This window comes from Pseudoxanthomonas sp. X-1, assembly GCF_020042665.1.
Lineage (GTDB): Bacteria > Pseudomonadota > Gammaproteobacteria > Xanthomonadales > Xanthomonadaceae > Pseudoxanthomonas_A > Pseudoxanthomonas_A spadix_A.
On sequence record NZ_CP083376.1, the window covers coordinates 1,898,369 to 1,924,160 of the forward strand.

Below are 25,792 nucleotides of genomic sequence, written 5' to 3' on the forward strand. Positions count from 1 at the left end.
CGGCATGGCCGAGCGGGTGAAGCTGGAGATCGCGGCCAACGCGCTGGAATCGGCCCTGGCCGCGCAGGCCGGCGGCGCGGACCGGGTCGAGCTGTGCGAGAACCTGGGCGAGGGCGGCTGCACGCCGTCCTACGGCACCCTGGCGCTGGCGCGCGAGCGGCTGTCGATCCCGCTGTACGCGCTGATCCGCCCGCGCGGCGGCGATTTCGTCTATTCGCCGGCCGAGTGGGAGGTGATGCGTCGCGACATCGCCCTGTGCGTGCGCCTGGGCTGCGACGGCGTGGTGATCGGCGCGCTGACCGCCGGGGGCGAGATCGACACGGAGGGCTGCGCCTCCCTGGTCGCCGCCGCCGGGCCACTGGGCGTGACCTTCCACCGCGCTTTCGACAGCGTGGGCGACCCCCAGAGCGCCCTGGAGCAGATCATCGCCCTGGGCTGCGAGCGCGTGCTGACCTCCGGCCAAGCCGCAGGCGCGCCGCAGGGCGCGGCGGCCATCGCCGCCGCCCGCGCGCAGGCGGCCGGGCGGCTGTCGGTAATGGCCGGGGCCGGCCTGACGCCGGACAACGTGGCCGAACTGGTGCGCCGCACCGGCGTGGCCGAGGTCCATGCCTCGGCTAAGGCCTTCCAGGCCGGGCAGCGCCATAGCGACCTGCCCGGGCTCGAGGGCGGCTACTGGCGGACCGACGCCGGCCAGGTGCGCGCCCTGCGCGCGCGCCTGGACGACATCGCCGCAAGCCGGGCCTGACCCGGCCCGCCCGCCGCATTCAGGCCTGGCTGAACAAGGCCGGCGTAGCCTTGTCGCGTCGTCCAGCTGCGCCTTCGCGCGGCGACGCACCCTGAAGGAACCTCACAGGAGGCCCCATGAAAACCCGCACCGTCCTGCTGCTCGCCGGCGCCGTCGCCGCGCTGTTCACCGCCGCCCTGGCGCTGGCCCAGTCCGCCGCGCCCCAGGTCGAGGGCAAGCCCGCCAGCGCGGCCAAGTCCGAGGACACCCGCAGCGAGGCCGAGAAGCGCGCCGCGCGCCGTGCCGCCAACGAGGCGCGCATGAAGGGCCAGGACCAGCACGCCCCGGCCCCGAGCGAAGAAGAGGAAGAGGAAGCCCGCAAGCACTGATCCGTCCCCTTCCGCCGTCCGCCCGCGCCCCGCTCGTCGGGGCGCGGGCGTTTTTGTAACCGCGCACGCGGAGCGGAAAGGCCTTTTTCGTTCACGACGTTTGGCCGTCCGGTTCGCTGCCGGTAGACTATGGCTTTCCTGGAGCCCTCAGATCCATGACTCCCCTGATTTTCGTGACCGGCGGCGTGGTGTCCTCGCTTGGCAAGGGCATCGCCGCCGCGTCGCTGGCGTCCATTCTCGAAGCGCGTGGCCTGAAGGTCACGATGATGAAACTGGACCCCTACATCAACGTCGACCCGGGCACGATGAGCCCGTTCCAGCACGGTGAGGTCTACGTCACCGACGACGGCGCCGAGACCGACCTGGACCTGGGCCACTACGAGCGCTTCGTGCGCACGCGCCTGAGCCGCAAGAACTCGGTCACCACCGGGCGCATCTACGAGAACGTCATCCGCAAGGAGCGCCGCGGCGACTACCTGGGCGCGACCGTGCAGGTCATCCCGCACATCACCGACGAGATCAAGCGCAGCATCGACGAGGCCGTGGCCGGCTTCGACGTGGGCCTGATCGAGATCGGCGGCACGGTGGGCGACATCGAGTCGCTGCCGTTCCTGGAGGCGATCCGCCAGATCCGCACCGAGCGTGGCCAGGAGAAGGCCGTCTTCATGCACCTGACCCTGGTGCCGTACATCGCCGCGGCCGGCGAACTGAAGACCAAGCCCACCCAGCACTCGGTCAAGGAGCTGCGTTCGATCGGTATCCAGCCCGACGTGCTGCTGTGCCGCTCCGAGCAGGAGATCCCGGACGGCGAGCGCCGCAAGATCGCGCTGTTCACCAACGTCTCCGAGCGCGCCGTGATCAGCCTGCGCGATGTCGATGTGCTCTACAAGATTCCGCTGGGGCTGAAGGAGCAGGGGCTGGACCAGTTCGTGGTCGACCGCCTGAAGCTGCCGGCCAGGCAGGAGGCCGACCTGCGCGAATGGGAGGCCGCGGTCGATGCCACGGTCAACCCGCTGGACGAGGTCACCATCGCGGTGGTCGGCAAGTACGTGGACCACAAGGACGCCTACAAGTCGGTCGGCGAAGCGCTCAAGCACGGCGGCCTGCGCCAGCGCACGCGCGTGAACCTCAAGTGGCTCGAATCGCAGGACATCGAGGCCGGCACCGCCGACCTGGAGGGCGTTGACGGCATCCTGGTGCCGGGCGGCTTCGGCGATCGCGGCTTCGAGGGCAAGGTGCTGACCGCGCAATACGCGCGCGAGCACGGCGTGCCGTACTTCGGCATCTGCTACGGCATGCAGGCGGCGGTGGTGGACTATGCGCGTCATGTCTGCGGCCTGGCCGGCGCCAACAGCACCGAGAACGACAAGCAGTCCCCGCATCCGGTGATCGGCCTGATCACCGAGTGGCGCACCGCCTCGGGCGATGTGGAAAAGCGCGACGAGCGCTCCGATCTGGGCGGCACCATGCGCCTGGGTCTGCAGGAGCAGCGCCTCAAGCCCGGCACGCTGGTGCGCGAGCTGTACGGCAGCGACGTGGTCGCCGAGCGTCATCGCCATCGCTACGAGTTCAACAACCGCTATCGCACCCAGCTCGAGGACGCCGGCCTGGTGATCAGCGCCAAGTCGATGGACGACACGCTGGTGGAAATGGTCGAGCTGCCGCGCGACACGCACCCGTGGTACCTGGCCTGCCAGGCGCACCCGGAGTTCCTGTCCACCCCGCGCGATGGCCATCCGCTGTTCGTCGGCTTCATCCGCGCCGCGCGCGAGCGCAAGGCCGGCGGCAAGCTGCTCAAAGAAGCCAGGGCGTGAAGGCAGGAACGGGCGGCCGGGAGCGAGGCACGAGCAGCAACTCGTTGCCCGGGCCCGTTTCCCGTTCCTCTCCGCGCGTTCCCGCTTCCTCTCACATCAAGCGAGATTCCCGATGAAACTCTGTGGATTTGAAGTCGGCCTGGACCAGCCGCTGTTCCTGATCGCCGGTCCCTGCGTGATCGAGTCGATGCAGCTGCAGCTGGACGTGGCCGGCAAGCTGAAGGAGATCACCGGCAAGCTGGGGATGAACTTCATCTTCAAGTCCAGCTTCGACAAGGCCAACCGCACCTCGGGCACGTCCTTCCGCGGCCCCGGCCTGGAAGAGGGACTCAAGGTGCTGGAGGCCGTGAAGCAGCAGATCGGCGTGCCGGTGCTGACCGACGTGCACGAGTACACGCCGATGAACGAAGTCGCCGCCGTCGTCGACGTGCTGCAGACCCCGGCCTTCCTGGTGCGCCAGACCGACTTCATCCGCAACGTCTGCGCCGCCGGCCGCCCGGTGAACATCAAGAAGGGCCAGTTCCTCTCGCCCTGGGACATGAAGCCGGTGGTGGAGAAGGCCAAGTCGACCGGCAACCAGGACATCCTGGTGTGCGAGCGCGGCGCCTCCTTCGGCTACAACAACCTGGTCAGCGACATGCGCTCGCTGTCGGTGATGCGCGATACCGGCTGCCCGGTGGTGTTCGACGCGACCCATTCGGTGCAGCTGCCGGGCGGGCAGGGCACCAGTTCGGGCGGCCAGCGCGAGTTCGTGCCGGTGCTGGCGCGCGCGGCGGTGGCCGTGGGCGTGGCCGGCCTGTTCGCCGAGACCCACCCCGACCCGGCCCATGCCCTGTCCGACGGCCCCAATGCCTGGCCACTGGACAAGATGGAAGCGCTGCTGGAGACGCTGCTGGCGCTGGATTCGATCACCAAGAAGAACGGCTTCCTGGAAGACGGCGTCAAGGCCTGATGCCGTCCGGTGCGCCCCCGTCGCGCGGATCCGCCGGCGCCGGCCGGTCGACCGGGGCGTGGCGGCTCGCCCCGTCGGCGGCACTCATCTCGCGCGCCGCCCCGACCTCCTACAATCGCCCCCCGCGCGAGCGCGCGTCGCCGGCTGGCCGACGCGCGCGTCCATGCCGGGTTTGCGGCCATCGGCCCAGGCCCGTCCCCTCGTCCCTCATCCGATCGCTAGAGTCCAACCAGATCCCATGACCAACATCGCCAAGATCCACGCCCGCGAAATCCTCGACTCCCGTGGCAATCCCACGCTGGAGGCGGAAGTCACGCTCACCGATGGTTCCTTTGGCCGTGCGGCCGTGCCCTCCGGCGCCTCGACCGGTGCCAAGGAGGCGGTGGAACTGCGCGACGGCGACAAGACCCGCTACCTGGGCAAGGGCGTGCGCAAGGCGGTCGAGCACGTCAATACCTCCATCGCCAACGCGCTGACCGGTTTCGACGCGGCCGACCAGGAAGGCCTGGACCGCCGCCTGATCGATCTGGACGGCACCGAGAACAAGGGCCGCCTGGGCGCCAATGCGCTGCTGGGCGTGTCGCTGGCCAATGCCCACGCCGTGGCCGCCTCGGAAGGCAAGCCGCTGTGGCGCCACCTGGCCGACACCAGCGAGCATCCGGCCGACTGGCAGCCGACCCTGCCGGTGCCGATGATGAACATCATCAACGGCGGTGCCCACGCCGACAACAACGTGGACTTCCAGGAGTTCATGGTGCTGCCCGTGGGCTTCGCCTCGTTTTCCGAGTCGCTGCGCGCCGGCACCGAGATCTTCCACGCGCTCAAGAGCGTGCTGAAGGGCCATGGCCTGAGCACCGCGGTGGGTGACGAGGGCGGCTTCGCCCCGGATTTCCGCAGCAACGTCGAGGCGCTGGACACCATCCTGGAGGCCATCGGCAAGGCCGGCTATACCGCCGGCGAGGACATCCTGCTGGGCCTGGACGTGGCCTCCAGCGAGTTCCACGACAACGGCAAGTACAACCTGGTGGGCGAGAACAAGCGCCTGACCTCCGAGCAGTTCGTCGATTTCCTCGCCGACTGGGCCGCGCAGTACCCGATCATCACCATCGAGGACGGCATGGCCGAGGACGACTGGACCGGCTGGAAGCAGCTGACCGAGCGCCTGGGCAAGACGGTGCAGCTGGTCGGCGACGACCTGTTCGTCACCAATCCGAAGATCTTCAAGGAAGGCATCGAGTCGCACACGGCCAACGCCATCCTGATCAAGGTCAACCAGATCGGCACGCTGACCGAGACGCTGGAAGCCATCGCCATGGCCCACCACGCCGGCTACGCGGCGATCGTCTCGCACCGTTCGGGCGAGACCGAGGACACCACCATCGCCGACATCGCTGTGGCCACCACCGCCACGCAGATCAAGACCGGCTCGCTGTGCCGCTCCGACCGCGTGGCCAAGTACAACCAGCTGCTGCGCATCGAGGAGGCGCTGGGCTCGGCCGCGCGCTACGCCGGCCGCGGCGCGTTCGTGTCGATCAAGCGCTGAGGTGCGCGTGATGGGCCGGCGCCGCTTCCACCCCACCTTCGGGGGCTGACATGGCCAAGTGGCGCTGGCTCTTGCTGGTGCTGGTGGGACTGCTGGCCTTCCTGCAGTACCACCTGTGGTTCGGCCGCGGCAGCTCGGGCGAGGTGATCGCCATGAGGGCGCAGGTGGCCAGCCAGACCCGCGAGAACGAAGGCCTGCGCCAGCGCAACGCGGCGCTGGCCGCCGAGGTCGAGGACCTGAAGTCCGGCGAGGCGGCCGTGGAGGAACGCGCGCGCAGCGAGCTGGGCATGATCAAGCCCGGCGAGAAGTTCTATCGCGTGGTCGACACCGCGCCGGCGCAGGGCGATGCGCCGCTGCCCGCGCCGCCGTCGGCCCCGGCCGCCAGCGAACCGGCGCCGATTTCCGAAGAAGACGCCGCGCAGGCGGAGGGCAATTGATGCGTGGGATCTGGGTGGTGATTCCCGCGGCCGGCCGCGGCACGCGCTTCGGCGGCGAGGTGCCCAAGCAGTATCTGGAGGTCGGCGGGCAGTCGGTGCTGGCCTGGACCCTGGCCGCGCTGCTGGGCCATCCGCTGATCGAAGGCGCGGTGGTGGCGCTGTCGGCCGACGATCCGTGGTGGCCTGGCTGGACCGCCTTCGGCGGCAAGCCGGTGCTGGCCTGCGTCGGCGGCGGCACGCGCGCGGCCTCGGTGCTGGCCGCGCTGCAGGCGCTGCCCGAGCACGTCCGTGCCGACGATTTCGTGCTGGTCCACGACGCGGCCCGGCCCAACCTGGCCGATGCCGATCTGGAGCGCCTGATCGAGCGCGGCCGCGAGGACCCGGTCGGCGCGCTGCTGGCCGCGCCGGTGCGCGACACGCTCAAGCGCGCCGGCGACGATGGCGGCGTGGATGCCACCGAGCCGCGCGAGCGGCTGTGGCGCGCGCTGACCCCGCAGATGTTCCGTCGCCTGCAGCTGACCCGCGCCCTGGACGAGGCCGCCGGCGCCGGCATCGAGGTCACCGACGAATCGATGGCCATGGAGCGCCAGGGGCTGCGCCCGTTGCTGGTCGAGGGCAACGAGACCAACTTCAAGATCACCACGCCCGGGGATCTGGACCGGTTCGCATACATCGTGAAGGCCGGAAGCGCCGGCGCCCCGATGCCGGATCTCCGGGACACCCCGGTACAGATGCCCAAGCAGCAACAGCAGGCATCGGACGTTGCACCGGCGCATCCCGCGCCCGAAGCGGGCGGTCTCGGCATCCGCATCGGACAGGGCTTCGACGTGCACGCCTTCGCGCCCGATGGCGATCACGTGATGCTGGGCGGCGTGCGCGTGGAGCACAGCCGCGGCGTGCTCGCGCACAGCGACGGCGATGTGGTGATCCATGCGCTGTGCGACGCCATCCTCGGCGCGCTGGCGCTGGGCGACATCGGCCGCCACTTCCCGCCGACCGACCCGCGCTGGGAAGGCGCCGACAGCACGCAGTTCCTCGAGCACTGCGCCGGCCTGGCGCGCGCGCGCGGCTGGCAGGTGGGCAATGCCGATGTGACCGTGATGTGCGAGCGGCCCAAGGTCGGCCCACACGCGCTGGCCATGTGCACGCATCTGGCGCAGGTGCTGGGCGTGGCCGCCGATGCGGTCAGCGTCAAGGCCACCACGACCGAAAAGCTGGGCTTCACCGGGCGTGGCGAAGGCATCGCCGCGCAGGCGGTGGTGCTGCTGGTGAGGGCATGAGCCGCTTGCGCCGTGCATCGCCGCCGCGGCCGTTCGCTGGACGGCGGCGGTCAGTCGCGCCCGGCCCGACGCGCGCCGCCGACGACAACGCATGAACGCGTCGGCGCTTCCGCTTGCCTTCGGCGAGCCGGTGCTGGAGGCCGTGTTCCGCACCCAGCCGGAGGATTTCCAGGTCGACGAACGCGATGCCTTCGTCGCGCACGGCGAGGGCGAGCACCTGCTGCTGACCCTGCGCAAGCGCGGCCTCAACACGGCCGAGGTGGCGCGCACGCTGGCGCGCTGGGCGGGCATCGGTGAGGTGGGCATCGGCTACGCCGGACTGAAGGACCGCCACGCCGTCACCACCCAGCGCTTCAGCGTGCACCTGCCCAAGCGCGTGGCGCCCGATCTGGCCGCGCTGGCCACGCCCAACCTGGAAGTCGTCGCCTCGGCCTGGCACAACCGCAAGCTGCCGCGCGGCGCGCTGGAGGGCAATCGCTTCGCCCTGGTGCTGCGCCAGGTGCGCGGCGAGCGCGAGGCGATCGAGCGGCGCCTGGGCGAAATCGCCGCGCGCGGGCTGCCCAACTGGTTCGGCGAGCAGCGCTTCGGGCGCGGCGGCGGCAACGTCGCCCAGGCCCTGGAGATGTTCGGGCATGCCGGTCCGGCGCAGGAATCCGCCGCTGCCGGCGCGCGCGCTCCGAAAAAGCACGTCAGGCGCGAGCAGCGCTCGCTGCTGCTGTCGGCGGCGCGCTCGGAACTGTTCAATCGCGTGCTGACCGCGCGCGTGCTCGATGGCAGCTGGGAGCGTGGCCTGGAGGGCGAGGTCTGGATGTTGGCGGGCAGCCGCAGCGTGTTCGGGCCGGAGCCGTGGAGCGCCGCGCTGGCCGAGCGCCTGGCGGCGTTCGATATTCATCCCAGCGGCCCGCTGTGGGGCGAGGGGACGCCGCGCGTGGAAGGCGCCTGCGCCGCGCTGGAAACGCAGGTGCTCGGCGAAGGCGACGGGCCCGCACTGCGGGCCGGCCTGGAGGGCGCGCGCCTGAAGCAGGAGCGTCGCGCCCTGCGCCAGCGTGCCGGCGACCTGCAGTGGCACTGGCACGATGCCGGGACCCTGGAGCTGCGCTTCGAGCTGGCGCCGGGCAGCTACGCCACCGCCGTGCTGCACGAGCTGGGCCCGGTGCGCGAGCCCAATCGCATCGTCTGAGCGCCGTGCGTCGTCTCCGCCGCATCAGGTCTGGCCCGGTGGCGCCTGGCTGGCCTGGGCGGAGGCGAGGGCCTCGGCCTGCTGCGCCTGCCGGAAGACCTCGGCCTGCGCCTCGAAGGCGCGTTGGAAAGCCGGCCGCGCGGTGCCACGCGCCAGGTATTCGACCAGGTTGGGATGCGCCTCCAGCAGCGGCGTGCCCTGCACCCGCAGCAGCACGCTGAGCATCAGCAGGTTGCCAGCGCTGAATTCGCCGTCGAGCCACGGGCTTTGGCCCAGATGAAGGGACAGCTCGCCCAGGCGCTGGCGTACGCGCTTGTCCAGCGTCTCCAGACGCTCGGCGAACCACGGCGTCCGCTGTTCCAGCACCACGCACAGCGCACGCTCGAACACCGGCGGCTCGATCGTGTTGAGCGCGGCGAACATCCACGACACCGCGCGCATCCTGGCGTCGGGAGCCCCGGGCAGCAGGCCCGGATGGGTCCGAGCGATGTGCAGCACGATCGCGCCGGACTCGAACAGCACCAGCCCGTCCTGTTCGTAAGTGGGGATCTGGCCGAAAGGATGGAGCGCCCGATGCGCCGGCTGCTGCATCGCCTCGAAGGACAGCAGGCGCACCGCGTAGGGCTGGCCGACTTCCTCCAGCGCCCAGCGCACGCGCATGTCGCGGGCCAGGCCACGCCCGCGGTCGGGCGAGCGTTCGAAGGCGGTGATCGTCGGATGCATGGGAGGTCCTCGGTTCGAGATGGGTTGGAACGCTGAGTCGTCGTTCCCGCGAGAGCGGGGAACCCAGCGACGCTCCGCAGGCGCTGGGTCGCGCTGCAGCGCGCCGGGGTGGCGATTCCGCCGGGCACGGGCCTTCGTTGCCGGTCCCATGCCCCCACGACGGGCGAGGAGGCCACAGATCGACACGCCGGAACAGTGGGAGCGAGGTCAGTTGAGCTGAATATACGATCCATATATGATGCGTATACTCCGAATCGAGCTAAGCCCATGGGCATCGTCAACATCGACGACGCGCTGCACGATCAGCTGCGCCGCGCCTGCGCCGTGACCAGCCGGTCCATCAATGCGCAGGCCAACTTCTGGATCAAGGTCGGCATGCTGTGCGAGATGCATCCGGACCTGAGCTTCCAGGAGATCGTCGCCAGGGAGCTGCGTGCCGCGGGCGTGCAGCCGCAGCCGTTGCGTTCGGGCCGGGCGTGATCAAAAGCGCCGCCGAGATCGCGCTGATGGCGCAGGCCGGTGCGCTGCTGGCCGACGTGTTCCATGCGCTGGGCCAGCTGAAGCTGGAAGGCAGGAGCACGATGGCGCTCAACGACCTGGTCGAGCGCATGATCGTCGACGACCTGCGGGCCAGGCCGGCGAGCAAGGGCCAGTACGGCTTTCCCTACGTGTTGAATGCCTCGATCGACGACGTGGTCTGCCATGGCATGCCTGCGGCCGAGGACGTGCTGCGCAGCGGTCAGATCGTCAACCTGGACATCACGCTGGAGAAGAACGGCTACATCGCCGACTCCAGCACCACCTTTCTCGTCGGCGAAGTGGCCTATCCGGCGAGGCGGCTGGTGTCGGCCACCTACAACGCGATGTGGAAGGGCATTGCGGCCGTGCGCCCCGGTGCGCGCCTGGGCGACGTCGGCCACGCCATCGCGCGCTACGCCCGCGCGCAGGGCTACAGCGTGGTCAAGGAATACTGCGGGCACGGGATCGGTCGCCAGATGCACGAAGATCCACAGGTCCTGCACTACGGCCGGCCGGGCACCGGCCTCGAACTCGAGGAAGGCATGGTGTTCACCATCGAGCCGATGCTCAACCAGGGCAAGGCCGCGATTCGTTCGGACCCGGAGCAGTGGCCGGTCTACACCCGCGACGGCAAGCTCTCGGCCCAGTTCGAACACACCGTCGCTGTCACCCGCACCGGGGTCAGGGTGCTGACGCTGCGGCCCGGTGAAACGCCGCAGTGCGCGGTCGGATGATGGCGTGACCGCTGCGCCGTAGGCGGGTGACCTCAGCGCTGCGCCGCCAGCAGCACCAGCACTGCGCCGGTGCCGCCCTGCGCGGGCGGCGCGGAATGGAAGGCCAGCACGTCGCTGCGCTGGCGCAGCACGCGGTCCACCACGTTCTTCAGCACCGGGATCTCCGCGTCCGAGCCCAGGCCCTTGCCATGGATGATGCGCACGCAGGCGCTGCCGCTGCGCTGGGCGTTGCGCAGGAACAGCCGCAGCGCCGTCTCGGCCTGGCCCGCGGTGGCGCCGTGCAGGTCCAGCTCGTCCTGGACGGAGAACTGGCCGCGCTTGAGCCGGTTGAACACGGTCACCGGCAGCGCCTCGACGCGATGCGCCAGCACGTCGCCCGCGCCGATCGGCATGGCCTCCAGCGCCTGGCGGAATTCGCTCATCGCCGCGCGCTCGTCGGCCTGGGCCATGCGCGCGGCCGGGCGCGGACGCGGCCCGCGCGGGGGCGTCGGCGCGTCGTCCAGGCGCCGCACCGGGCCGATGGCCGCCCGGAACAGGTCGCTGTCGTCGTCGTCGCGCGCATCGCTCATGCGGGCAAGGGTACGTGGCCGTGCGCGCGGCGCAAGGGCGAAGCCGTCGGATCGATCCGGTATCATCCGATGCGTCTCAAGAAGGAAGCCCATGCGCGTATTGGTCTCAAACGACGACGGTGTCGACGCCCCCGGAATCCGCATGCTGGCCGAGGGCCTGCGCGCCGCCGGCCATGAAGTCTGGGTGGTGGCGCCCGACCGCGACCGTTCCGGCGCCAGCAACTCGCTGACGCTGGACCTGCCCATCCGCGTGCGCCAGCTGGACGCGCGCACCTTCCGCGTCAACGGCACGCCCACCGACTGCGTGCACCTGGCGCTGACCGGCATGCTGGACTTCGATCCGGACATCGTCGTGTCGGGCATCAACAACGCCGCCAACCTGGGCGACGACGTGATCTATTCGGGCACCGTCTCGGCGGCGATGGAAGGGCGCTTCCTCGGCCTGCCGGCGGTGGCCGTCTCGCTGGTCACCCAGGACCACCAGCCCCGCCATTTCGAGACCGCCGCGCGCGCCGCGGTGGACATCGTGGCGCGGCTGGCGGCCGATCCGCTGCCGGCCAACACCATCCTCAACGTCAACGTGCCGGACCTGCCGTGGGAGCGCATCCGCGGCTACGAGGTCACGCGCCTGGGCAACCGCCACCGCTCGGAGGCCTGCCTGCCGCAGAACGACCCGCGCGGCGGCACGGTCTACTGGATCGGCCCGGCCGGCCCGGAACAGGACGCGGGCGTGGGCACCGACTTCCACGCCGTGCGCAGCGGCGCCATTTCGATCACGCCGATCCACGTCGACCTGACCCGCTACCAGGCCCTGGAGACCGTCTCCGGCTGGGTCAGTGGGCTCAGCGCGGGCCTGGAGCCGGCGGCATGACCCCACGCCTGCGCGTGCCGGCGGCCGAGGCGGCCGGGTCCGGCATGACCTCCCAGCGCGTGCGCGACCGTCTGGTGCAGCGCCTGCGCGAGGGCGGCATCGTCGACGAGCGCGTGCTCAACGCGATCCGGACCGTGCCGCGTCACCTGTTCGTCGACGAGGCGCTGGCCACGCGCGCCTACGAGGACACCGCGCTGCCCATCGGCCACAGCCAGACCATCTCCCAGCCCTGGGTGGTGGCGCGCATGACCGAGCTGCTGCTGACCGGGCGCAGCCCGAAGACCACCGTGCTCGAAGTCGGCACCGGTTCGGGCTACCAGGCCGCGGTGCTCGCCGCGCTGGGGCTGGAGGTCTACACCGTCGAGCGCATCGGCGACCTGCTGCGCCTGGCGCGCAAGCGCCTGCGCCAGCTCGGCATGAACGTGCGCAGCAAGCACGACGACGGCCGCATCGGCTGGCCCGAACACGGTCCCTTCGATGCGATCATCGTCACCGCCGCCGGCCCGGCGCTGGTGGATGCGCTGATCGATCAGCTGGCGCCCGGCGGCGTGCTCGTCGCCCCGGTCGGCGCCAGCGCCTCGCAGTCGCTGGTGCAGGTCACCCGCGAGCTGGATGGCCAGCTGCAGCAGGCCACCCTGGCGCCGGTGACCTTCGTTCCCCTGCTGTCTGGAACCCTCGACTGATGCAGCTGTTCGGCCCGCTCTACGCCCGCGCCATCGCCTGGTCGCGGCACCGGCACGCGCCGCGGCTGCTGTTCGGCCTGAGCTTCGTCGAGGCGATCATCTTCCCGGTGCCGCCCGAAGTGATGCTGGCGCCGATGTCGCTGGCCCAGCCTCGGCGCGCGTTCTCCTTCGCCGGGATCAGCCTGGCCGGCTCGCTGCTGGGCGCGCTGGTGGGCTACGCGCTGGGGCATTTCGCCTATGCGGCGGTGCAGCCGCTGATCGATGCGCTGGGCTGGCGCGCGGCGGTCGATGGCCAGGTCGCGCAGCTGCGCGAGCTGGTGGCGCAGTCGCCGTGGCGCGCGTTCTGGCTGCTGGTGCTGGCCGGGTTCACGCCGATTCCGCTGAAGATATTTACGTGGGCCTCAGGCATCGTCGGAGTGCCGCTGCTACCGTTCATTGCCAGCATGGTGGTCGGACGCGGCAAGCGCGTGTTCCTCATCGCCCTGGCGCTGCGTCTGGGCGGGGCACGGGCCGAAGCGGCCCTGCGTCGCTGGATCGAACCGGTCGGCTGGATCGCCAGCGTGCTGCTGCTCGGTGTCTTGGCTTGGCTGGCGTGGAGGGCAAAGAACGGATGAGATTTGGCATGGACATGGGGCTCGCCCTGACACGACGCCTGGCGCCCCCGGCGCTGCTGATCGGTACCGCGCTGGCGCTGGCCGCCTGCAGCAGCACCGTCACCCGCGCCTCCGGCCCGGCCTCGCGTGGCGGTGGCAGCAGCGCCGGCGCGCCGCGCGCGGTGGTGTCCAAGCCCCAGTACGGCAAGAGCGTCACCGTGCAGCGCGGCCAGACGCTGTACCGCATCGCGACCGACAACGGCATCGCGCCGGCCGATCTGGCTGCGTGGAATGGCCTGTCCGCGCCTTACACCATCTACCCGGGCCAGTCGCTGCGGCTGTTCCCGTCCAATGGGGCGCGTCCGGCCACCACCGTGGCCACCGGGCGTCCCGCCACGTCCGCGCCCGCCGGTGCCACGCCGACGCCAGTCGCCGCGCCGCCGCCGGTCAAGAGCGACATCGCCTGGCGCTGGCCGGCCGACGGCCAGATCGTCGGGCGCTTCGTGCCCGGCGATGCCTCCAACCAGGGCGTGGACATCGCCGGCAACGCGGGCGATGCGGTGCGGGCCACCGCCGATGGCGTGGTGGTGTACTCCGGCGCCGGCCTGGTCGGCTATGGCGAGCTGATCATCGTCAAGCACTCCGAGGCGTGGCTGTCGGCCTACGGCCACAACCGCAAGCGCCTGGTCAACGAGGGTCAGCGGGTGAAGTCCGGCCAGCAGATCGCCGAAATGGGCCGCAGCGGCGCCTCGCGCGACATGCTGCACTTCGAGATCCGCTACAACGGCAAGCCGGTCGACCCGTTGGGTTATCTGCCGCCCAAGTAACTGCGCGGTGCCGTATCGGGGCGGTGCCTTAAGGCGCTCGCTCCCTGCTGCGTGCTTACCGTGGGAGCCGCCATGGCGGCGATGAGGCTCTACCGGCAATGCCTGAGCAGCGATGAGGCTTTGCGGGGCAAGCGCCATCGCCGCCATGGCGGCTCCCACCCAGCATGAGGCGGAGTCTCAGTCCTGTCCGGTCAACGCTGAGGCAGGGAGGGCTGGTGAGCCTGGAAAAAGCGCCCGGCTGGTCGAAGCCAGCGGTCGAAGCGCGTTTATCGGCTTGTACGGATGATCGTCTCGTCCAGGGAGCGCACCTGTCACCGCCAGAAGTCGACGATCAGCGCGCCACGCCGTGAGCCGGTCCATGCCGCCGTACTCCGGCAAATGAGCAACAAAAAGGCCAGCATTGCCGGCCTTTTCAGTGTCCGCGCCGGGGCGCGCCTCAACCACCGAGGATGAACCCCGCCGCCACGCGCCGGCCTTCGCCGGCCAGGATGTGGTAGGTGCGCGCCGCGGCGGCGTTGGCCATGACTTCCAGGCCGATGCCGCGGGTCAGGCAGGCGGCCATGACCTCGGCCGAGGGGAAGACCTGCCGGCTGCCGGTGCCCAGCAGCACGATCTCCGGGTTCAGCGCCAGCAGCGGCTGCAGCGCGGCCACATCCAGCGTATTGGCATCGGCGACCGGCCAGTCGGCCTGCAGCGTGTCCGGGGTGAGGATGAAACTGGCCCGCAGCACCTGGTCGTTGACCGTGGCGCTGGCGCCGTCCGCGGCGCGCAGGCTGTAGGCGTAGTCGGGACGTTCGTGGCTGAGTTGCATGGCGGCTCCCGTCTGGGCTGGGCGCGGGACCGGCAGGGGCACCGCGCGCCGAAAGGCGTGTTCAGGCCCGCGGCAGGACGATCGTGCGCTTGTCGCGGCTGGGACGGTACAGCACGGCGACATGGCCGATGCGCTGGACCAGGGCGGCGCCGGTGCGCTGGACGACGCTGTCGATCATCGCGTCGCGCACCTCGCGGTCCGTGGTGGCGATCTTCACCTTGATCAGCTCGTGGCGTTCGAGCACCTCGTCCAGCTCGGCGTAGAACGCCTCGGTCAGCCCCTTCCCGCCGGTCTGCAGCAAGGCCTTCAGCCCATGCGCCTGCCCGCGCAGGAAACGGTTCTGGGCGGCGGTCAGGACAACGGACATGCAAGGCACTTGGGGGTGGTGGAGGGCGATCAGCGTATCATGGCCCCCTGTTTTCCATCCCGAGCACGCGGGCGAACGCGCGTCGCGCTTAACCCCGGTCCCATGGCCAAACGCAGTCAAAGCAGCCAGCGCTGGCTCAAGGAACACTTCTCCGACCCCTACGTCAAAAAGGCGCAGGCCGAGGGGCTGCGTTCACGCGCGGCCTACAAGCTGGAGGAGCTGATCGAACGCGACCGGCTGCTCAAGCCGGGCATGACCGTGGTCGACCTGGGCGCCGCGCCCGGCGGCTGGTCGCAGTACGTGCGCCAGGCCATGGGCGACAACGGCCGGGTGGTCGCCATGGACATCCTGGACATGCCCTCGCTGGCAGGGGTCGAGTTCCTTCACGGGGACTTCAGGGAGCAGGCCGTGTTATCCCAGCTAGAAGCCATGCTGGGCGGGGCGCAGGTGGACCTTGTGCTTTCCGACATGGCCCCCAATAAGAGCGGTGTGGATGCGGTGGACCAGCCGCGGGCGATGCATCTGGCGGAACTGGCGATGGATTTCGCCGACCACCATCTGCGCACCGGCGGGGCGTTCCTGATCAAGCTGTTCCAGGGCGTGGGTTTCGACGATTACATCCGCGACCTGCGCAAGCGCTATGACAAGGTCGTCATCCGCAAGCCGGACGCCTCGCGCAAGCGGTCGCCGGAAGTGTATGCACTGGGGCAGGGCAAGCGTGCCCAGCCCAAGTGAACCGGACAAGCGGGCCGGTCGGACAATTTCGCTTTAACGTGTAGTGCCAGAGGACCACCCAGGGCCATGAGGATGAACGACTTGACCAAGAATCTGCTGCTGTGGGTCGTAGTGGCGGTGGTGCTCATGGTGGTGTTCCAGAGCTTCTCCCCGCGCATGGGCGCGGGGCCGGGCAGCAACCAGCTCACCTATACCCAGTTCGTCAATGACGTGAACAACGGGCAGATCAGCTCGGTGGAGTTCACCAACAAGGGCGACCTGAAGACCAACGCGATCAGCTACAAGCGCACCGACGGCACCCAGGGCCTGGTGTTCGGCCCGACCGACGAGAGCCTGGTCAACGTGCTGATCGCCAAGGGCGTGAACATCAGCCAGCAGGAGCCGGACAGCGGCATCTCGCTGGCCGCGATCCTGCTCAACTTCCTGCCGGTGCTGCTGATCATCGGTTTCTGGATCTTCATCATGCGACAGATGCAGGGCGGTGGCGGCGGGGCCAAGGGCGCGATGTCCTTCGGCAAGTCGCGCGCCAAGCTGCAGGGCGAGGACCAGGTCAAGGTGACCTTCGCCGACGTCGCCGGCTGCGACGAGGCCAAGGAGGAAGTGGGCGAGCTGGTCGAGTTCCTGCGCGACCCGACCAAGTTCCAGAAGGTCGGCGGCAAGATCCCGCGCGGCGTGCTGATGGTCGGCCAGCCCGGTACCGGCAAGACGCTGCTGGCCAAGGCCATCGCCGGCGAGGCCAAGGTGCCGTTCTTCTCGATCTCCGGCTCCGACTTCGTGGAAATGTTCGTCGGCGTCGGCGCCAGCCGCGTGCGCGACATGTTCGAGCAGGCCAAGAAGCACGCCCCGTGCATCATCTTCATCGACGAGATCGACGCGGTCGGCCGCCATCGCGGCGCCGGCCTGGGCGGCGGTCACGACGAGCGCGAGCAGACCCTCAACCAGCTGCTGGTGGAGATGGACGGCTTCGAGGGCGGCGAGGGCGTGATCATCATCGCCGCGACCAACCGTCCCGACGTGCTGGACCCGGCGCTGCTGCGCCCGGGCCGCTTCGACCGCCAGGTCGTGGTCGGCCTGCCGGACGTCAAGGGCCGCGAGCAGATCCTCAAGGTCCATATGCGCAAGCTGCCGCTGGCCGACGATGTCGATCCGATGATCGTTGCGCGCGGCACGCCGGGCTTCTCCGGCGCGGACCTGGCCAACCTGTGCAACGAGGCGGCGCTGTTCGCCGCGCGCGGCAACGAGAAGGAGGTCCGCATGGACCACTTCGACCGCGCCCGCGACAAGATCCTGATGGGTGCCGAGCGCCGCTCGATGGCCATGAGCGAGGACGAGAAGACGCTGACCGCCTACCACGAGGCCGGCCACGCCATCGTCGGCCGCGTCGTGCCCGAGCACGATCCGGTCTACAAGGTCACCATCATCCCGCGCGGTCGCGCGCTGGGCGTGACCATGTACCTGCCCGAGGGCGACAAGTACAGCTACAACCGCACCGCGATCGAATCGCAGCTGTGCTCGCTGTACGGCGGCCGCGTCGCCGAGGAGCTGATCTTCGGCACCGACAAGGTCACCACCGGCGCGTCCAACGACATCGAGCGCGCCACCAAGATGGCCCGCAACATGGTCACCAAGTGGGGCCTGAGCGACGAGATGGGCCCGATCGCCTACGGCGAGGAGGAGGACGAGGTGTTCTTGGGTCGTTCGGTGACCCAGCACAAGAACGTTTCCGACGCCACGGCGCGCAAGATCGACGAGGTCGTCCGCGGGATCCTGGACAACGCCTACCAGCGCACCACCAGCATCCTCACCGACAACCTGGACAAGCTGCACACGATGGCCAAGCTGCTGCTGCAGTACGAGACCATCGATGCGCCGCAGATCGACGCGATCATGGAAGGCCGCGATCCGCCGCCGCCGGCGGGCTGGGGCAAGGCCAACAACGACAACAACGATCGCGGCGGCAGCAAGCGTCCCCTGCCGCCGATCGCCGGACCCGCCGCGCAGACCTGAAGTCCGGCGCAGGCGCCAGCGAAAGGCCGGGAGCAGTCCCGGCCTTTTGCTTTGCTCCAAACCGATCCCTCACGAGGTATGCGTGCGTTCGATCTTCGATAGCAGTGGATGGAGCCTGGGCGTGGGCATCGCCCTGGGCGTGGCCCTGGGCGCGGCCTTCGGGCTGGCCATGCACGACATCGGCGTGGGCCTGGCGGTCGGCGCCGGGCTGGGTGCGGTGCTGGGCGTGTTCATGAGCAGCCAGAAGAAGAAGCGTCGCGGCGGCTGACGCGTATCATGCGCGCTCGCCCAGACGCGCCGGAGCGCGCCCATGTTCGACACCTCGCCTCAGCTGGACTGCAACGGCCGCGTGCTGCGCCTGGACCGGCCGCGGGTGATGGGGATCGTTAACGTCACGCCGGACTCGTTCTCCGACGGCGGCGCGCACGACACGCTGGAGGCGGCGGTGGCCCACGGGCTGAAGCTGGCCGAGGAGGGCGCGGACATCCTTGACGTCGGCGGCGAATCCACGCGCCCTGGCGCGCAGGCCGTGCCGGTGGAGGAGGAGCTGCGCCGCGTGGTGCCGGTGATCGAGGCGCTGAGTCAGCGCACCACGCTGCCGATCAGCATCGACACCTTCAAGCCCGAGGTCATGCACGCGGCGGTGGCCGCGGGCGCGGGAATGATCAACGACATCCGTGCGCTGCGGGCCGAGGGCGCGCTTGAGGCCGCCGCGCAGCTGCGCGTGCCGGTCGTGCTGATGCACATGCTGGGCGAGCCGCAGTCGATGCAGGAGGCGCCGGAGTACGACGATGTGGTCGGGCAGGTGCATCGCTTCCTGGCCGAGCGCATCTTCGCCGCCGAGATGAGCGGCATCGACCGGCGCCAGCTGATCGTCGATCCCGGTTTCGGCTTCGGCAAGGCCACCGCGCACAACCTCGCGCTGCTGGCGCAGCTGCAGCGCTTCACCGAACTGGGCGTGCCGGTGCTAGCCGGGATGTCGCGCAAGCGCAGCATCGGCGAGCTGACCGGGCGCGAGGCGCCGGCGCAGCGCGCGGCGGGCTCGGTGGCCGCGCACCTGATCGCGGTGCAGCGTGGCGCGATGCTGGTGCGCGTGCACGACGTGGCCGCCACGGTGGATGCGCTCAAGGTGTGGGCAGCGGTCGATGCGGTGCCCGCGGTGCGTCAGGATGCGCCGAAGAAGCCTGAGATTCGCTGGCCCGAGGATTGAGTGATCAAGGCGGGCGAGGGGAGTTTGGTTTCCAGGGAAGCGGTGACCGGCCTCGTGCGTCGCGCTTGAAAGTCGCTGGGTTCCCGCTTTCGCGGGAGCGACGATAGGAAGATTCGCGCGCAGGTTCGCGGTGAACCTAACAGTCGTCATCCCCGCCAACGCGGGGATTCAGGGGCTTTCGGACAGCTCCCGCAACGCCCATGGGTTCCCGCTTCCGCGGGAATGAAGATAGGGAAGGGATGGGCCTCGCCGGTCAGTCCAATGCTTTCAGCTTGGCAAGCGCGTCGTCCACGGTGTGCGCGACCACCGCATCCGGCACCACGCGCACCGCGCGCTCGTCCGCGGCGGGCGGTTCGAGCATGTCGAGCTGGCTGCCGAGCAGGCTGGCGGGCATGAAGTGGCCGGGACGCTGGGCGATGCGCTGGTCGAGCTGCTGGCGCGCCACGTCCAGCCAGACGAACACGGCCTGCGCATCGCCATCGCGCAGCACGTCGCGATAGGCACGCTTGAGGGCCGAGCAGGCCACCACCACGCCCGCACCTTGCGCCCGCTGCTCGGCGATCCAGGCGGCGACACTGCGCAGCCAGGGCGCGCGGTCGGCATCGGTGAGCGCGATGCCCTGGCGCATCTTGTCGATGTTGGCCTGCGGGTGCAGGTCGTCTGCATCGAGCACGCGGTAGTCCAGCGCCAGGCCGAGCAGCCTGGACACGGTGGTCTTGCCGGAGGCGGACACGCCCATCACCACGAGCGTCTTGGGAACGGGCATGCCGGTGCGAGTCCTGGGAGAGATCGATTACCTGGCGTGGGCGATCGTACCAACGTCAGCGTGCCTTCTTCCGCGCCTGCGGCACGCGCTTTGCGGACGGTTTCGCCACCTTCTTGACCGCCTGCTTTGCCGCGTTGCTGCCGGCCCGCTCGGTGACAGGCTTCGCTGCCTTGGCGCCAGTGCGCTTGGTCGCCTTGGTGGCCTTGGGCGCGGGCGCTGATGCCTTCTTCGCGGCCCTGCCTTCGAGCTTGTCCGCGGCCTGCGCGCGGGCGCGCTGTGGCGGACGCGTGCGCCCGGGCGTCAGCGCGCGCCAGGTGCGTCCGCCGTCCAGCGCCAGCAGCGCATCCGCGGCGGTCGGCCCTTCGCTGCCGGCGACGTAGTTGGGGAACTCGGTCGCCGGCTGCCGGGCCCAGGCATCCAGCACCGGCTGCACGATGCGCCAGGCCGCATCGACCATCGCCGCGTCCTGGAACAGCGCTGCCTCGCCGCGCATGCAGTCGTGCAGCAGGCGCTCGTAGCCCACGGTGTTCTGCTGCGGGAACCAGTCGCGATAGCGGAAGTCCATCCGCACCGGCGCCAGGGCCACCGGATAGCCCGGGCGCTTGACGTCGAACTGCAGCGAGATGCCTTCGTCCGGCTGGATATGCAGGACCAGCCAGTCCGGCCCATAGCCGCCCACGGCCGTGTGCCGGAACGGCGCCAGCGGCGCGGGCTTGAAGCGGATCGCCACCTCGGTGGTGCGCGTGCGCAGGCGCTTGCCGGTGCGCAGGTAAAACGGCACGCCGGCCCAGCGCCAGGTGTCGATGGCCAGCTTCATCGCCACGTAGGTCTCGGTCTCGGAGGTGTCCGAGGTGGTGTCCTCCTCGCGGTAGCCGGGCACGTTGTCGCCAGTCACGCTGCCGGCGGCGTACTGGCCGCGCACCACATCCTCGGGCGCCAGTGGGCGCACGGCCTCGATGACCTCCGAGCGTCGCCGCAGCATCGCCCTGGGGGTGAAGTCGGACGGCGGTTCCATCGCCACCATCGCCAGCAGCTGGAACAGGTGGTTGGGCACCATGTCGCGCAGCGCGCCGGTGGGCTCGTAGAAGCTGCCGCGGCCCTCCACGCCGATGGTCTCGGCCGCGGTGATCTGCACATGGTCGATGCGGTCGCGGTTCCAGACCGGCTCGAACAGGCCATTGGCGAAGCGGAAGGCCAGGATGTTCTGCACCGTCTCCTTGCCCAGGAAGTGGTCGATGCGGAAGACTTGGTCCTCCTCCAGCACCTGGGCGATCTGCGCGTTGAGCGCGCGCGCGCTTTCCAGGTCGTGGCCGAAGGGCTTTTCGACGATCACCCGGCGCCAGGGGCCGCCCTCGGTCTGCTTGACCAGGCCGGCGCGGCCCAGCTCGGTCACCGCCGGGCCGAAGAAGCGCGGCGCGGTGGCCAGGTAGAACAGCACGTTGCCCTGCGTTTCGTGCCTGGGGTCGATCTCCTCCAGGCGCTTGCCCAGCAGCCGGTAGTCCTCGGCCGAGGTGAAGTCGCCGCGCTGGTAGAACATGCGCCGCGATAGCCAGCGCCAGGTGTCCTCATCGATGCTTTCGGCCTGGAACTCGCCGCCGCGCGAAGCCGCCTGCGCGCGCAGCGCATCGCCGATCTTGCGGCGCCAGGCCGCCTCGCTGATGTCGCCGTGGTCGAAGCCGAGGATGGCGAAGCGCTCGTCCAGCTGGCCGGCGCGCCTGAGGTTGTACAGCGCCGGCAGCACCAGGCGCTGGGCCAGGTCGCCACGCGCGCCGAACAGCACCAGGATGCAGGGCGGGGCCAGGGCGTCGGCGTTGCTGACCCCGGGGGAGGTGGTGTCGCTCATGCGTGGATCTCCGTGCTGGTGCGCTGGATGTCTTTGAGGTTGTTGAGGCGGTAGGCGGCATTGACCAGGGCCACGTGCGAGTAGCCCTGCGGGAAATTGCCGAGCATACGGCGGCCGCGCGGGTCGTATTCCTCCGCCAGCAGGCCCACGTCGTTGCACAGCGCGAGCAGCGCGGCGTAGCGCTCGCGTGCCTGGTCGATGCGGCCGATCATGGCCAGCGCCTCCACCAGCCAGAAACTGCAGGCCAGGAAGGTGCCCTCGCCATCGGGCAGGCCGTCGTTGGCTTCACTGGTGGCATAGCGCTGGACCAGGCCGTCGACGGTCAGGCGGTCGCGGATCGTCTCCACCGTGGTCACCATGCGCGGATCGTCCGGGGGCAGGAAGCCGGTCAGCGGCATCAGCAGCAGCGCCGCATCCAGCGCGTCGTCGCCGTAGCTCTGCACGAAGTAGCCATCCGGATGCAGGGCATTGGCCAGGATGTCGGCATGGACCTGGGTGGCCTGCTCGCGCCAGCGCGCGCGATCCTCCGCGCAGAAGCTGGCATCGTTCTCCGCGGCCAGGTCGAACGCGCGCCAGGCCATCAGCTTGGAATGGGTGAAGTGGCGCCGGCCCGAGCGCACCTCCCAGATGCCTTCGTCCGGGTCGTGCCAGCGCTGCTCCAGTTCGACCAGGAAGGCGCGCTCCAGCTCGATGCCGGACTCGCCGGACTCCATGCCGCGCAGGCGCGCGGCCTCGAGGATGCCGATCAGCTCGCCATAGACGTCCAGCTGGAACTGCTTGGCCGCGGCGTTGCCCAGGTTGACCGGACGCGAGCCCTCATAGCCGGGCAGCCAGTCGGCCACCCACTCGGGCAGGCGCCGCTCGCCGCCGACGCCGTAGAGCGCCTGCAGCTGGCCCGGGGTGCCGGCCACCGCGCGCTTGACCCAGTCGCTGAAGGCGGCGGCCTCTTCGCGATAGCCGGCGTTGGTCAGCGCCAGCAGGGTGAAGCTGCTGTCGCGCAGCCAGCAGTAGCGGTAGTCCCAGTTGCGCTCGCCGCCCAGGTGCTCGGGCAGCGAGGCGGTCGGCGCGGCCACGATGGCGCCGGTGGGCAGATAGCTCAGGCCCTTGAGCACCACCAGCGAGCGTTTCACCTGCGCGCTCCACGGACCGGCGTCGGCGCAGCGCGAGGACCAGTCCTCCCAGAATTTAAGCGTGGTGCGCAGCGCCTCCTCCACGTCCAGCGCCGGGGGCTGCTCCAGGTGCGAGGCGCCGTGGCTGAGCACGAACCACGTGCTCTGGCCCGGTTCCAGCGTGAACTCGGCCGTGGAGACCATGTCGTGGCTGTCGATGGTCAGCGGCGTGCGCAGCAGCAGCTGGTCGGGGCCGGCAACCGCGCGCAGGCCGTCGTCCTGCTGGGTCACCCACGGTACGATCAGGCCATAGCCGAATCGCATCACCAGCTCGGTGCGCATCGGCACCTTCCCGCGCAGCGCCTCTACCCGGCGCACCAGGTGGTTGTGCACCTCTCCGTTGTGGCTGGCGACCATGAAGTCGGTGACCAGCACCTCCCCGCTGTCGGTCTCGAAAATCGTGTCCAGCACCAGGCTGCCGTCGCGATAGCTGCGCTGGCTGCGCGCGGTCTCGTCGGTGGGGCAGAGCAGCCAGCGACCGTGCTCGGGCGTGCCGAGCAGGGCGGCGAAGACGGCGTCGGAGTCGAACCGCGGCAGACAGAGCCAATCGATCGAGCCGGAGCGGGTCACCAGGGCGGCGCTGCGGCAGTCGCCGAGCATGGCGTAGTCTTCGATGGGGGTCGACATCGGGCGGTTCCGGACTGAGCGGCGTACAAGTACCAGCGCGGCCGTGGGCGGTGCGTGGTCTGGAGACCGGGCGCGGGGGCAGTGTTCAGGTTTGCCGGCCCTTGTCATCGCGGCGCCTCGCCGCCATGACGCCCCTGTCAGCGGGCACCCCCGGGGCAAGCGGGTAGAATCGGCCGGCGCCGTGCCCGCGCTGCATCCGGGCCGCGGCGTCTCATCAATTCGGAGTTGGCATGGCCTGGAATACCCCTGGTAGCGGTTCGGGAAACAACGGAAGCGGCAGCGGGCCGGGCGGGGGGCGCAATTCCTGGAAGCCGGGACAGGGCGGCGGCCTGGACCAGATCCTGGCACGCCTGCGCGCGGTCTTCGGCGCCGGCGGCGGTGGCCCGCTGCGCTGGGTGCTGGTGTTCGTCGTGCTAGTGCTGGCCTTCAGCAGCTTCCAGCTGGTCGGCGAGCAGGAGCGCGGCGTGGTGCTGCGCTTCGGCCAGTTCGCGCGGATCATGCAGCCCGGCCCCAACTTCAAGTGGCCCTGGCCGATCGAAAGCGTGCGCAACGTGCAGGTGACCACCATCGGCACCTGGGGCCTGCAGGAAATGCCCGTGCTGACCAACGACGAGAACATCGTCAACGTCACCCTCAACGTGCAGTACCGCATCAACGACCCGCGCCAGTACCTCTACGGCACCCAGGACGCCGACCAGGTGCTGCAGCAGGCCGCGCAGAGCGCGGTGCGCGAGCAGGCCGGCCGCGCCTCGCTGGAGGACGTGCTCAACAAGCGCGGCCCGCTGGCCTCGGCCGCCAAGGAACGCCTGCAGGCGGCGCTGGATGCCTACCACACCGGCATGGTCGTGACCGACCTGACCCTGCCCAACGCGCGCCCGCCCAACGAGGTCAAGCCGGCCTTCGACGACGTCAACAGCGCCCAGCAGAGCCGCGAGCGCCTGGTCAACGAGGCCCAGGCCTACGCCGCGCGCGTGGTGCCCGAGGCCCGTGGCGAGGCCGCGCGCACCCGCACCGCCGCCGAAGGCTACAAGGAGGCCGCCATCGCCAACGCGCAGGGCGACGCCGACCGCTTCAGCCTGCTGCAGCAGCAGTACGCCGCCGCGCCGGAGACCACGCGCAAGCGCCTGTGGCTGGAGACGGTCGAACAGGTGCTGGGCCATAACCGCAAGGTGGTCGGCGGCGATGGCCGCCAGCTGATCTACGTGCCGATGGACGCCAACGCCCAGGCCAAGGCGCTGCCGCCGGCCTCGACCCTGCCGCGCCTGCCGACCGACACGCTGCTGCCGGCGGTGCAGAGCGCGGGCGGCAGCGACAGCGCCACGTCGACGCCAACCGACCCGCTGCGCCCGCCGCGACCCACCGGCCGCGAGGAGGGCCGCCCATGAAGACTTCCGTGACCGTGGCCGTGATCGTGGCCGCCCTGCTGGCGCTGATGGGCTCGGTGTTCGTCGTGCGCGAGGACCAGACCGCGATGGTGCTCAACCTGGGCCGCGTGGTGCGCGCCGACGTCAAGCCGGGCCTGCACTTCAAGCTGCCGCTGGTGGAGACCGCGCGCGTGTTCGACCGCCGCTTCCAGATCCTGGAGACCGCGCCGGAGCGCTACTTCACCTCCGAGCAGAAGGACGTGTCGGTGGACTTCTTCGCCATCGGCTACATCTCCGATGTGCGCGCCTACTACCGCGCCACCGGCGGCGACCAGCGCAACGCCAACGCCCGCCTGGCGCCGATCGTGACCAACTCGCTGCGCAACGAGATCAACTCGCGCACGCTGACCCAGCTGGTGTCCGGCGACCGCAGCGAGATCATCGCCAGGCAGCTGGTGTCGATCAACGCGGCGATCAAGAACCTGGGCATGCAGCTGGTGGACATCCGCCTCAAGCAGATCGACCTGCCGCAGGACAGCAAGGTGCTGGGCGAGGTCTACGACCGCATGCGCGCCCAGCGCCAGCAGGTCGCCAGCGCGCTGCGCGCCGAAGGCGAGGAGCAGGCCCGCACCATCCGCGCCGAGGCCGACCGCCAGGCCACGGTCATCGCGGCCGAGGCCGAGCGCGATGCCCAGCGCCTGCGCGGCGAGGGCGATGCCCAGGCCGCGCAGCTGTACGCCAAGGCGTCGGCGGCCGACCCGGGCTTCTACGCCTTCTACCGCAGCCTGGAGGCCTACCGGCACTCCTTCGCCGACGGCAACGCGGTGATCGTGCTGGATAAGAACGACCCCTTCCTGCAGTACATGAAGTCCGATCGCTGATCGGCCGATCGATGCGGAGTGGAGCGGGGCGCCTTCTAGGCGCCCCGTTTCGTTTTGCCTGTGCTTTCCGCAACAGCCGAAGCGTCACCTCCAGATCGTCATTCCCGCGAACGCGGGAATCCATGGACTTAGCTCCTCCGCTGATCCCCGCGCGCCCCAGCCTCGCAAATCTGA

Annotated in this window: 27 protein-coding genes and 1 pseudogene; 21 read left to right on the forward strand and 7 right to left on the reverse strand. The window is 70.1% G+C overall.

Going from position 1 to position 25,792, the window contains the following annotated elements:
- The first annotated feature begins 4 nt into the window (after positions 1-4).
- The 9 genes and pseudogenes from LAJ50_RS08450 (at position 5) to truD (ending at position 8,319) form a co-directional block, all read left to right on the forward strand.
- Positions 5-745 (forward strand): copper homeostasis protein CutC, encoded by a 741-nt coding sequence (locus LAJ50_RS08450; protein WP_138651210.1) that lies wholly within the window; start codon positions 5-7, stop codon positions 743-745.
- 116 nt (positions 746-861) lie between these two features.
- The gene (locus LAJ50_RS08455) at positions 862-1,113 is read left to right on the forward strand and encodes a hypothetical protein (protein WP_138651209.1); all 252 of its coding nucleotides are present in this window, start codon (positions 862-864) and stop codon (positions 1,111-1,113) included.
- 155 nt (positions 1,114-1,268) lie between these two features.
- The gene (locus LAJ50_RS08460) at positions 1,269-2,927 is read left to right on the forward strand and encodes a CTP synthase (RefSeq protein WP_138651208.1); all 1,659 of its coding nucleotides are present in this window, start codon (positions 1,269-1,271) and stop codon (positions 2,925-2,927) included.
- Positions 2,928-3,039: 112 nt separating this feature from the next.
- Positions 3,040-3,879, forward strand: coding sequence for a 3-deoxy-8-phosphooctulonate synthase (kdsA, locus tag LAJ50_RS08465; protein ID WP_130552647.1), 840 nt, complete (start codon positions 3,040-3,042; stop codon positions 3,877-3,879).
- A 238-nt stretch (positions 3,880-4,117) separates the two neighbouring features.
- Entirely contained in the window at positions 4,118-5,422 is a 1,305-nt protein-coding gene (gene eno / locus LAJ50_RS08470; RefSeq protein ID WP_130552646.1) for a phosphopyruvate hydratase, read from the forward strand.
- A gap of 50 nt (positions 5,423-5,472) precedes the next feature.
- On the forward strand, positions 5,473-5,859 hold the full coding sequence (gene ftsB, locus LAJ50_RS08475; protein WP_130552645.1) for a cell division protein FtsB: 387 nt from the start codon (positions 5,473-5,475) through the stop codon (positions 5,857-5,859).
- A pseudogene (gene ispD / locus LAJ50_RS08480) lies at positions 5,856-6,530 on the forward strand (2-C-methyl-D-erythritol 4-phosphate cytidylyltransferase); the annotation flags it as partial. The gene ftsB and the pseudogene ispD, both read left to right, overlap by 4 nt.
- Before the next feature lie 132 nt (positions 6,531-6,662).
- Positions 6,663-7,139 carry a 2-C-methyl-D-erythritol 2,4-cyclodiphosphate synthase gene (ispF, locus tag LAJ50_RS08485; RefSeq protein WP_255468985.1) on the forward strand — a complete coding sequence of 159 codons (477 nt, stop codon included), beginning with the start codon at positions 6,663-6,665 and terminating at the stop codon, positions 7,137-7,139.
- A gap of 91 nt (positions 7,140-7,230) precedes the next feature.
- Positions 7,231-8,319: a tRNA pseudouridine(13) synthase TruD gene (gene truD / locus LAJ50_RS08490; RefSeq protein WP_138651206.1), complete on the forward strand. Its 1,089-nt coding sequence runs from the start codon at positions 7,231-7,233 to the stop codon at positions 8,317-8,319.
- A gap of 24 nt (positions 8,320-8,343) precedes the next feature.
- Here the strand turns inward: truD and LAJ50_RS08495 are convergent, their stop codons facing one another.
- The gene (locus tag LAJ50_RS08495) at positions 8,344-9,042 is read right to left on the reverse strand and encodes a glutathione S-transferase family protein (protein ID WP_138651205.1); all 699 of its coding nucleotides are present in this window, start codon (positions 9,040-9,042) and stop codon (positions 8,344-8,346) included.
- 267 nt (positions 9,043-9,309) lie between these two features.
- On the opposite strand from LAJ50_RS08495, the gene LAJ50_RS08500 reads away from it, so the two are divergent.
- Together LAJ50_RS08500 and map are read left to right on the forward strand one after the other, a co-directional pair.
- Positions 9,310-9,522 (forward strand): ParD-like family protein, encoded by a 213-nt coding sequence (locus LAJ50_RS08500; protein ID WP_138651204.1) that lies wholly within the window; start codon positions 9,310-9,312, stop codon positions 9,520-9,522.
- Complete coding sequence (gene map, locus LAJ50_RS08505; protein WP_138651203.1) at positions 9,519-10,295, forward strand: type I methionyl aminopeptidase; 777 nt, start codon at positions 9,519-9,521, stop codon at positions 10,293-10,295. Before LAJ50_RS08500 ends, map begins: the two co-directional genes overlap by 4 nt.
- 32 nt (positions 10,296-10,327) lie before the next feature.
- On the opposite strand, the gene LAJ50_RS08510 is transcribed toward map, so the two are convergent.
- The gene (locus LAJ50_RS08510; RefSeq protein WP_130552639.1) at positions 10,328-10,864 is read right to left on the reverse strand and encodes a Smr/MutS family protein; all 537 of its coding nucleotides are present in this window, start codon (positions 10,862-10,864) and stop codon (positions 10,328-10,330) included.
- A 91-nt stretch (positions 10,865-10,955) separates the two neighbouring features.
- On the opposite strand from LAJ50_RS08510, the gene surE reads away from it, so the two are divergent.
- Genes surE through LAJ50_RS08530 form a run of 4 tightly spaced genes read left to right on the forward strand, consistent with a single transcriptional unit; the run spans position 10,956 to position 13,838 of the window.
- Positions 10,956-11,735, forward strand: a complete 780-nt coding sequence (gene surE / locus LAJ50_RS08515; protein WP_138651202.1) for a 5'/3'-nucleotidase SurE — start codon at positions 10,956-10,958, stop codon at positions 11,733-11,735.
- Positions 11,732-12,418, forward strand: a complete 687-nt coding sequence (locus LAJ50_RS08520; protein ID WP_138651201.1) for a protein-L-isoaspartate(D-aspartate) O-methyltransferase — start codon at positions 11,732-11,734, stop codon at positions 12,416-12,418. Before surE ends, LAJ50_RS08520 begins: the two co-directional genes overlap by 4 nt.
- Positions 12,418-13,032 carry a YqaA family protein gene (locus LAJ50_RS08525; protein WP_138651200.1) on the forward strand — a complete coding sequence of 205 codons (615 nt, stop codon included), beginning with the start codon at positions 12,418-12,420 and terminating at the stop codon, positions 13,030-13,032. Before LAJ50_RS08520 ends, LAJ50_RS08525 begins: the two co-directional genes overlap by 1 nt.
- 14 nt (positions 13,033-13,046) lie before the next feature.
- Positions 13,047-13,838 (forward strand): peptidoglycan DD-metalloendopeptidase family protein, encoded by a 792-nt coding sequence (locus LAJ50_RS08530; RefSeq protein WP_224096562.1) that lies wholly within the window; start codon positions 13,047-13,049, stop codon positions 13,836-13,838.
- Between the two features lie 436 nt (positions 13,839-14,274).
- Here LAJ50_RS08530 and LAJ50_RS08535 read toward each other — a convergent pair whose 3' ends face one another.
- Positions 14,275-14,649, reverse strand: coding sequence for an Mth938-like domain-containing protein (locus tag LAJ50_RS08535; protein ID WP_138651198.1), 375 nt, complete (start codon positions 14,647-14,649; stop codon positions 14,275-14,277).
- 61 nt (positions 14,650-14,710) lie between these two features.
- Positions 14,711-15,016: a ribosome assembly RNA-binding protein YhbY gene (yhbY, locus tag LAJ50_RS08540; RefSeq protein WP_138651197.1), complete on the reverse strand. Its 306-nt coding sequence runs from the start codon at positions 15,014-15,016 to the stop codon at positions 14,711-14,713.
- 102 nt (positions 15,017-15,118) lie between these two features.
- On the opposite strand from yhbY, the gene rlmE reads away from it, so the two are divergent.
- The 4 genes from rlmE to folP all read left to right on the forward strand — a co-directional run bounded on the left by rlmE (position 15,119) and on the right by folP (position 18,968).
- Positions 15,119-15,751 carry a 23S rRNA (uridine(2552)-2'-O)-methyltransferase RlmE gene (rlmE, locus tag LAJ50_RS08545; RefSeq protein ID WP_130521466.1) on the forward strand — a complete coding sequence of 211 codons (633 nt, stop codon included), beginning with the start codon at positions 15,119-15,121 and terminating at the stop codon, positions 15,749-15,751.
- Positions 15,752-15,823: 72 nt separating this feature from the next.
- Positions 15,824-17,758: an ATP-dependent zinc metalloprotease FtsH gene (gene ftsH / locus LAJ50_RS08550; RefSeq protein WP_171044518.1), complete on the forward strand. Its 1,935-nt coding sequence runs from the start codon at positions 15,824-15,826 to the stop codon at positions 17,756-17,758.
- A gap of 82 nt (positions 17,759-17,840) precedes the next feature.
- Positions 17,841-18,026 carry a glycine zipper domain-containing protein gene (locus LAJ50_RS08555; protein WP_138651195.1) on the forward strand — a complete coding sequence of 62 codons (186 nt, stop codon included), beginning with the start codon at positions 17,841-17,843 and terminating at the stop codon, positions 18,024-18,026.
- A 42-nt stretch (positions 18,027-18,068) separates the two neighbouring features.
- Positions 18,069-18,968 carry a dihydropteroate synthase gene (gene folP / locus LAJ50_RS08560; RefSeq protein WP_138651194.1) on the forward strand — a complete coding sequence of 300 codons (900 nt, stop codon included), beginning with the start codon at positions 18,069-18,071 and terminating at the stop codon, positions 18,966-18,968.
- 253 nt (positions 18,969-19,221) lie between these two features.
- On the opposite strand, the gene LAJ50_RS08565 is transcribed toward folP, so the two are convergent.
- From LAJ50_RS08565 to LAJ50_RS08575, 3 genes are read right to left on the reverse strand one after another with little or no spacing between them, the layout of a single operon-like run.
- On the reverse strand, positions 19,222-19,734 hold the full coding sequence (locus tag LAJ50_RS08565) for a gluconokinase (protein ID WP_224096525.1): 513 nt from the start codon (positions 19,732-19,734) through the stop codon (positions 19,222-19,224).
- A gap of 55 nt (positions 19,735-19,789) precedes the next feature.
- Positions 19,790-21,577, reverse strand: coding sequence for a glucose-6-phosphate dehydrogenase (gene zwf, locus LAJ50_RS08570; protein ID WP_138651193.1), 1,788 nt, complete (start codon positions 21,575-21,577; stop codon positions 19,790-19,792).
- Positions 21,574-23,373 carry a glycoside hydrolase family 15 protein gene (locus LAJ50_RS08575; protein ID WP_138651192.1) on the reverse strand — a complete coding sequence of 600 codons (1,800 nt, stop codon included), beginning with the start codon at positions 23,371-23,373 and terminating at the stop codon, positions 21,574-21,576. Before LAJ50_RS08575 ends, zwf begins: the two co-directional genes overlap by 4 nt.
- A 230-nt stretch (positions 23,374-23,603) precedes the next feature.
- Between LAJ50_RS08575 and hflK the strand changes: the two genes are divergently transcribed.
- Both hflK and LAJ50_RS08585 read left to right on the forward strand, forming a co-directional pair.
- Positions 23,604-24,758 carry an FtsH protease activity modulator HflK gene (gene hflK / locus LAJ50_RS08580; protein WP_138651191.1) on the forward strand — a complete coding sequence of 385 codons (1,155 nt, stop codon included), beginning with the start codon at positions 23,604-23,606 and terminating at the stop codon, positions 24,756-24,758.
- Positions 24,755-25,618 carry a protease modulator HflC gene (locus LAJ50_RS08585; RefSeq protein WP_130533380.1) on the forward strand — a complete coding sequence of 288 codons (864 nt, stop codon included), beginning with the start codon at positions 24,755-24,757 and terminating at the stop codon, positions 25,616-25,618. The genes hflK and LAJ50_RS08585 overlap by 4 nt, the downstream gene beginning before the upstream one ends.
- Positions 25,619-25,792 lie beyond the last annotated feature (174 nt).

What these genes read in the sequence shown, in the direction of transcription:
- LAJ50_RS08510 (WP_130552639.1), bottom strand. Translation starts at nt 10,864, where the DNA reads ATGAGCGATGCGCGCGACGACGACGACAGCGACCTGTTCCGGGCGGCC.
- yhbY (WP_138651197.1), bottom strand. Translation starts at nt 15,016, where the DNA reads ATGTCCGTTGTCCTGACCGCCGCCCAGAACCGTTTCCTGCGCGGGCAG.
- truD (WP_138651206.1), top strand. Translation starts at nt 7,231, where the DNA reads ATGAACGCGTCGGCGCTTCCGCTTGCCTTCGGCGAGCCGGTGCTGGAG.
- LAJ50_RS08525 (WP_138651200.1), top strand. Translation starts at nt 12,418, where the DNA reads ATGCAGCTGTTCGGCCCGCTCTACGCCCGCGCCATCGCCTGGTCGCGG.
- hflK (WP_138651191.1), top strand. Translation starts at nt 23,604, where the DNA reads ATGGCCTGGAATACCCCTGGTAGCGGTTCGGGAAACAACGGAAGCGGC.
- ftsH (WP_171044518.1), top strand. Translation starts at nt 15,824, where the DNA reads ATGAACGACTTGACCAAGAATCTGCTGCTGTGGGTCGTAGTGGCGGTG.
- LAJ50_RS08565 (WP_224096525.1), bottom strand. Translation starts at nt 19,734, where the DNA reads ATGCCCGTTCCCAAGACGCTCGTGGTGATGGGCGTGTCCGCCTCCGGC.
- LAJ50_RS08500 (WP_138651204.1), top strand. Translation starts at nt 9,310, where the DNA reads ATGGGCATCGTCAACATCGACGACGCGCTGCACGATCAGCTGCGCCGC.
- LAJ50_RS08495 (WP_138651205.1), bottom strand. Translation starts at nt 9,042, where the DNA reads ATGCATCCGACGATCACCGCCTTCGAACGCTCGCCCGACCGCGGGCGT.
- LAJ50_RS08450 (WP_138651210.1), top strand. Translation starts at nt 5, where the DNA reads ATGGCCGAGCGGGTGAAGCTGGAGATCGCGGCCAACGCGCTGGAATCG.
- LAJ50_RS08520 (WP_138651201.1), top strand. Translation starts at nt 11,732, where the DNA reads ATGACCCCACGCCTGCGCGTGCCGGCGGCCGAGGCGGCCGGGTCCGGC.
- zwf (WP_138651193.1), bottom strand. Translation starts at nt 21,577, where the DNA reads ATGAGCGACACCACCTCCCCCGGGGTCAGCAACGCCGACGCCCTGGCC.
- LAJ50_RS08455 (WP_138651209.1), top strand. Translation starts at nt 862, where the DNA reads ATGAAAACCCGCACCGTCCTGCTGCTCGCCGGCGCCGTCGCCGCGCTG.
- folP (WP_138651194.1), top strand. Translation starts at nt 18,069, where the DNA reads ATGTTCGACACCTCGCCTCAGCTGGACTGCAACGGCCGCGTGCTGCGC.
- rlmE (WP_130521466.1), top strand. Translation starts at nt 15,119, where the DNA reads ATGGCCAAACGCAGTCAAAGCAGCCAGCGCTGGCTCAAGGAACACTTC.
- surE (WP_138651202.1), top strand. Translation starts at nt 10,956, where the DNA reads ATGCGCGTATTGGTCTCAAACGACGACGGTGTCGACGCCCCCGGAATC.
- LAJ50_RS08575 (WP_138651192.1), bottom strand. Translation starts at nt 23,373, where the DNA reads ATGTCGACCCCCATCGAAGACTACGCCATGCTCGGCGACTGCCGCAGC.
- LAJ50_RS08530 (WP_224096562.1), top strand. Translation starts at nt 13,047, where the DNA reads ATGGGGCTCGCCCTGACACGACGCCTGGCGCCCCCGGCGCTGCTGATC.
- eno (WP_130552646.1), top strand. Translation starts at nt 4,118, where the DNA reads ATGACCAACATCGCCAAGATCCACGCCCGCGAAATCCTCGACTCCCGT.
- LAJ50_RS08535 (WP_138651198.1), bottom strand. Translation starts at nt 14,649, where the DNA reads ATGCAACTCAGCCACGAACGTCCCGACTACGCCTACAGCCTGCGCGCC.
- ftsB (WP_130552645.1), top strand. Translation starts at nt 5,473, where the DNA reads ATGGCCAAGTGGCGCTGGCTCTTGCTGGTGCTGGTGGGACTGCTGGCC.
- LAJ50_RS08460 (WP_138651208.1), top strand. Translation starts at nt 1,269, where the DNA reads ATGACTCCCCTGATTTTCGTGACCGGCGGCGTGGTGTCCTCGCTTGGC.
- LAJ50_RS08585 (WP_130533380.1), top strand. Translation starts at nt 24,755, where the DNA reads ATGAAGACTTCCGTGACCGTGGCCGTGATCGTGGCCGCCCTGCTGGCG.
- kdsA (WP_130552647.1), top strand. Translation starts at nt 3,040, where the DNA reads ATGAAACTCTGTGGATTTGAAGTCGGCCTGGACCAGCCGCTGTTCCTG.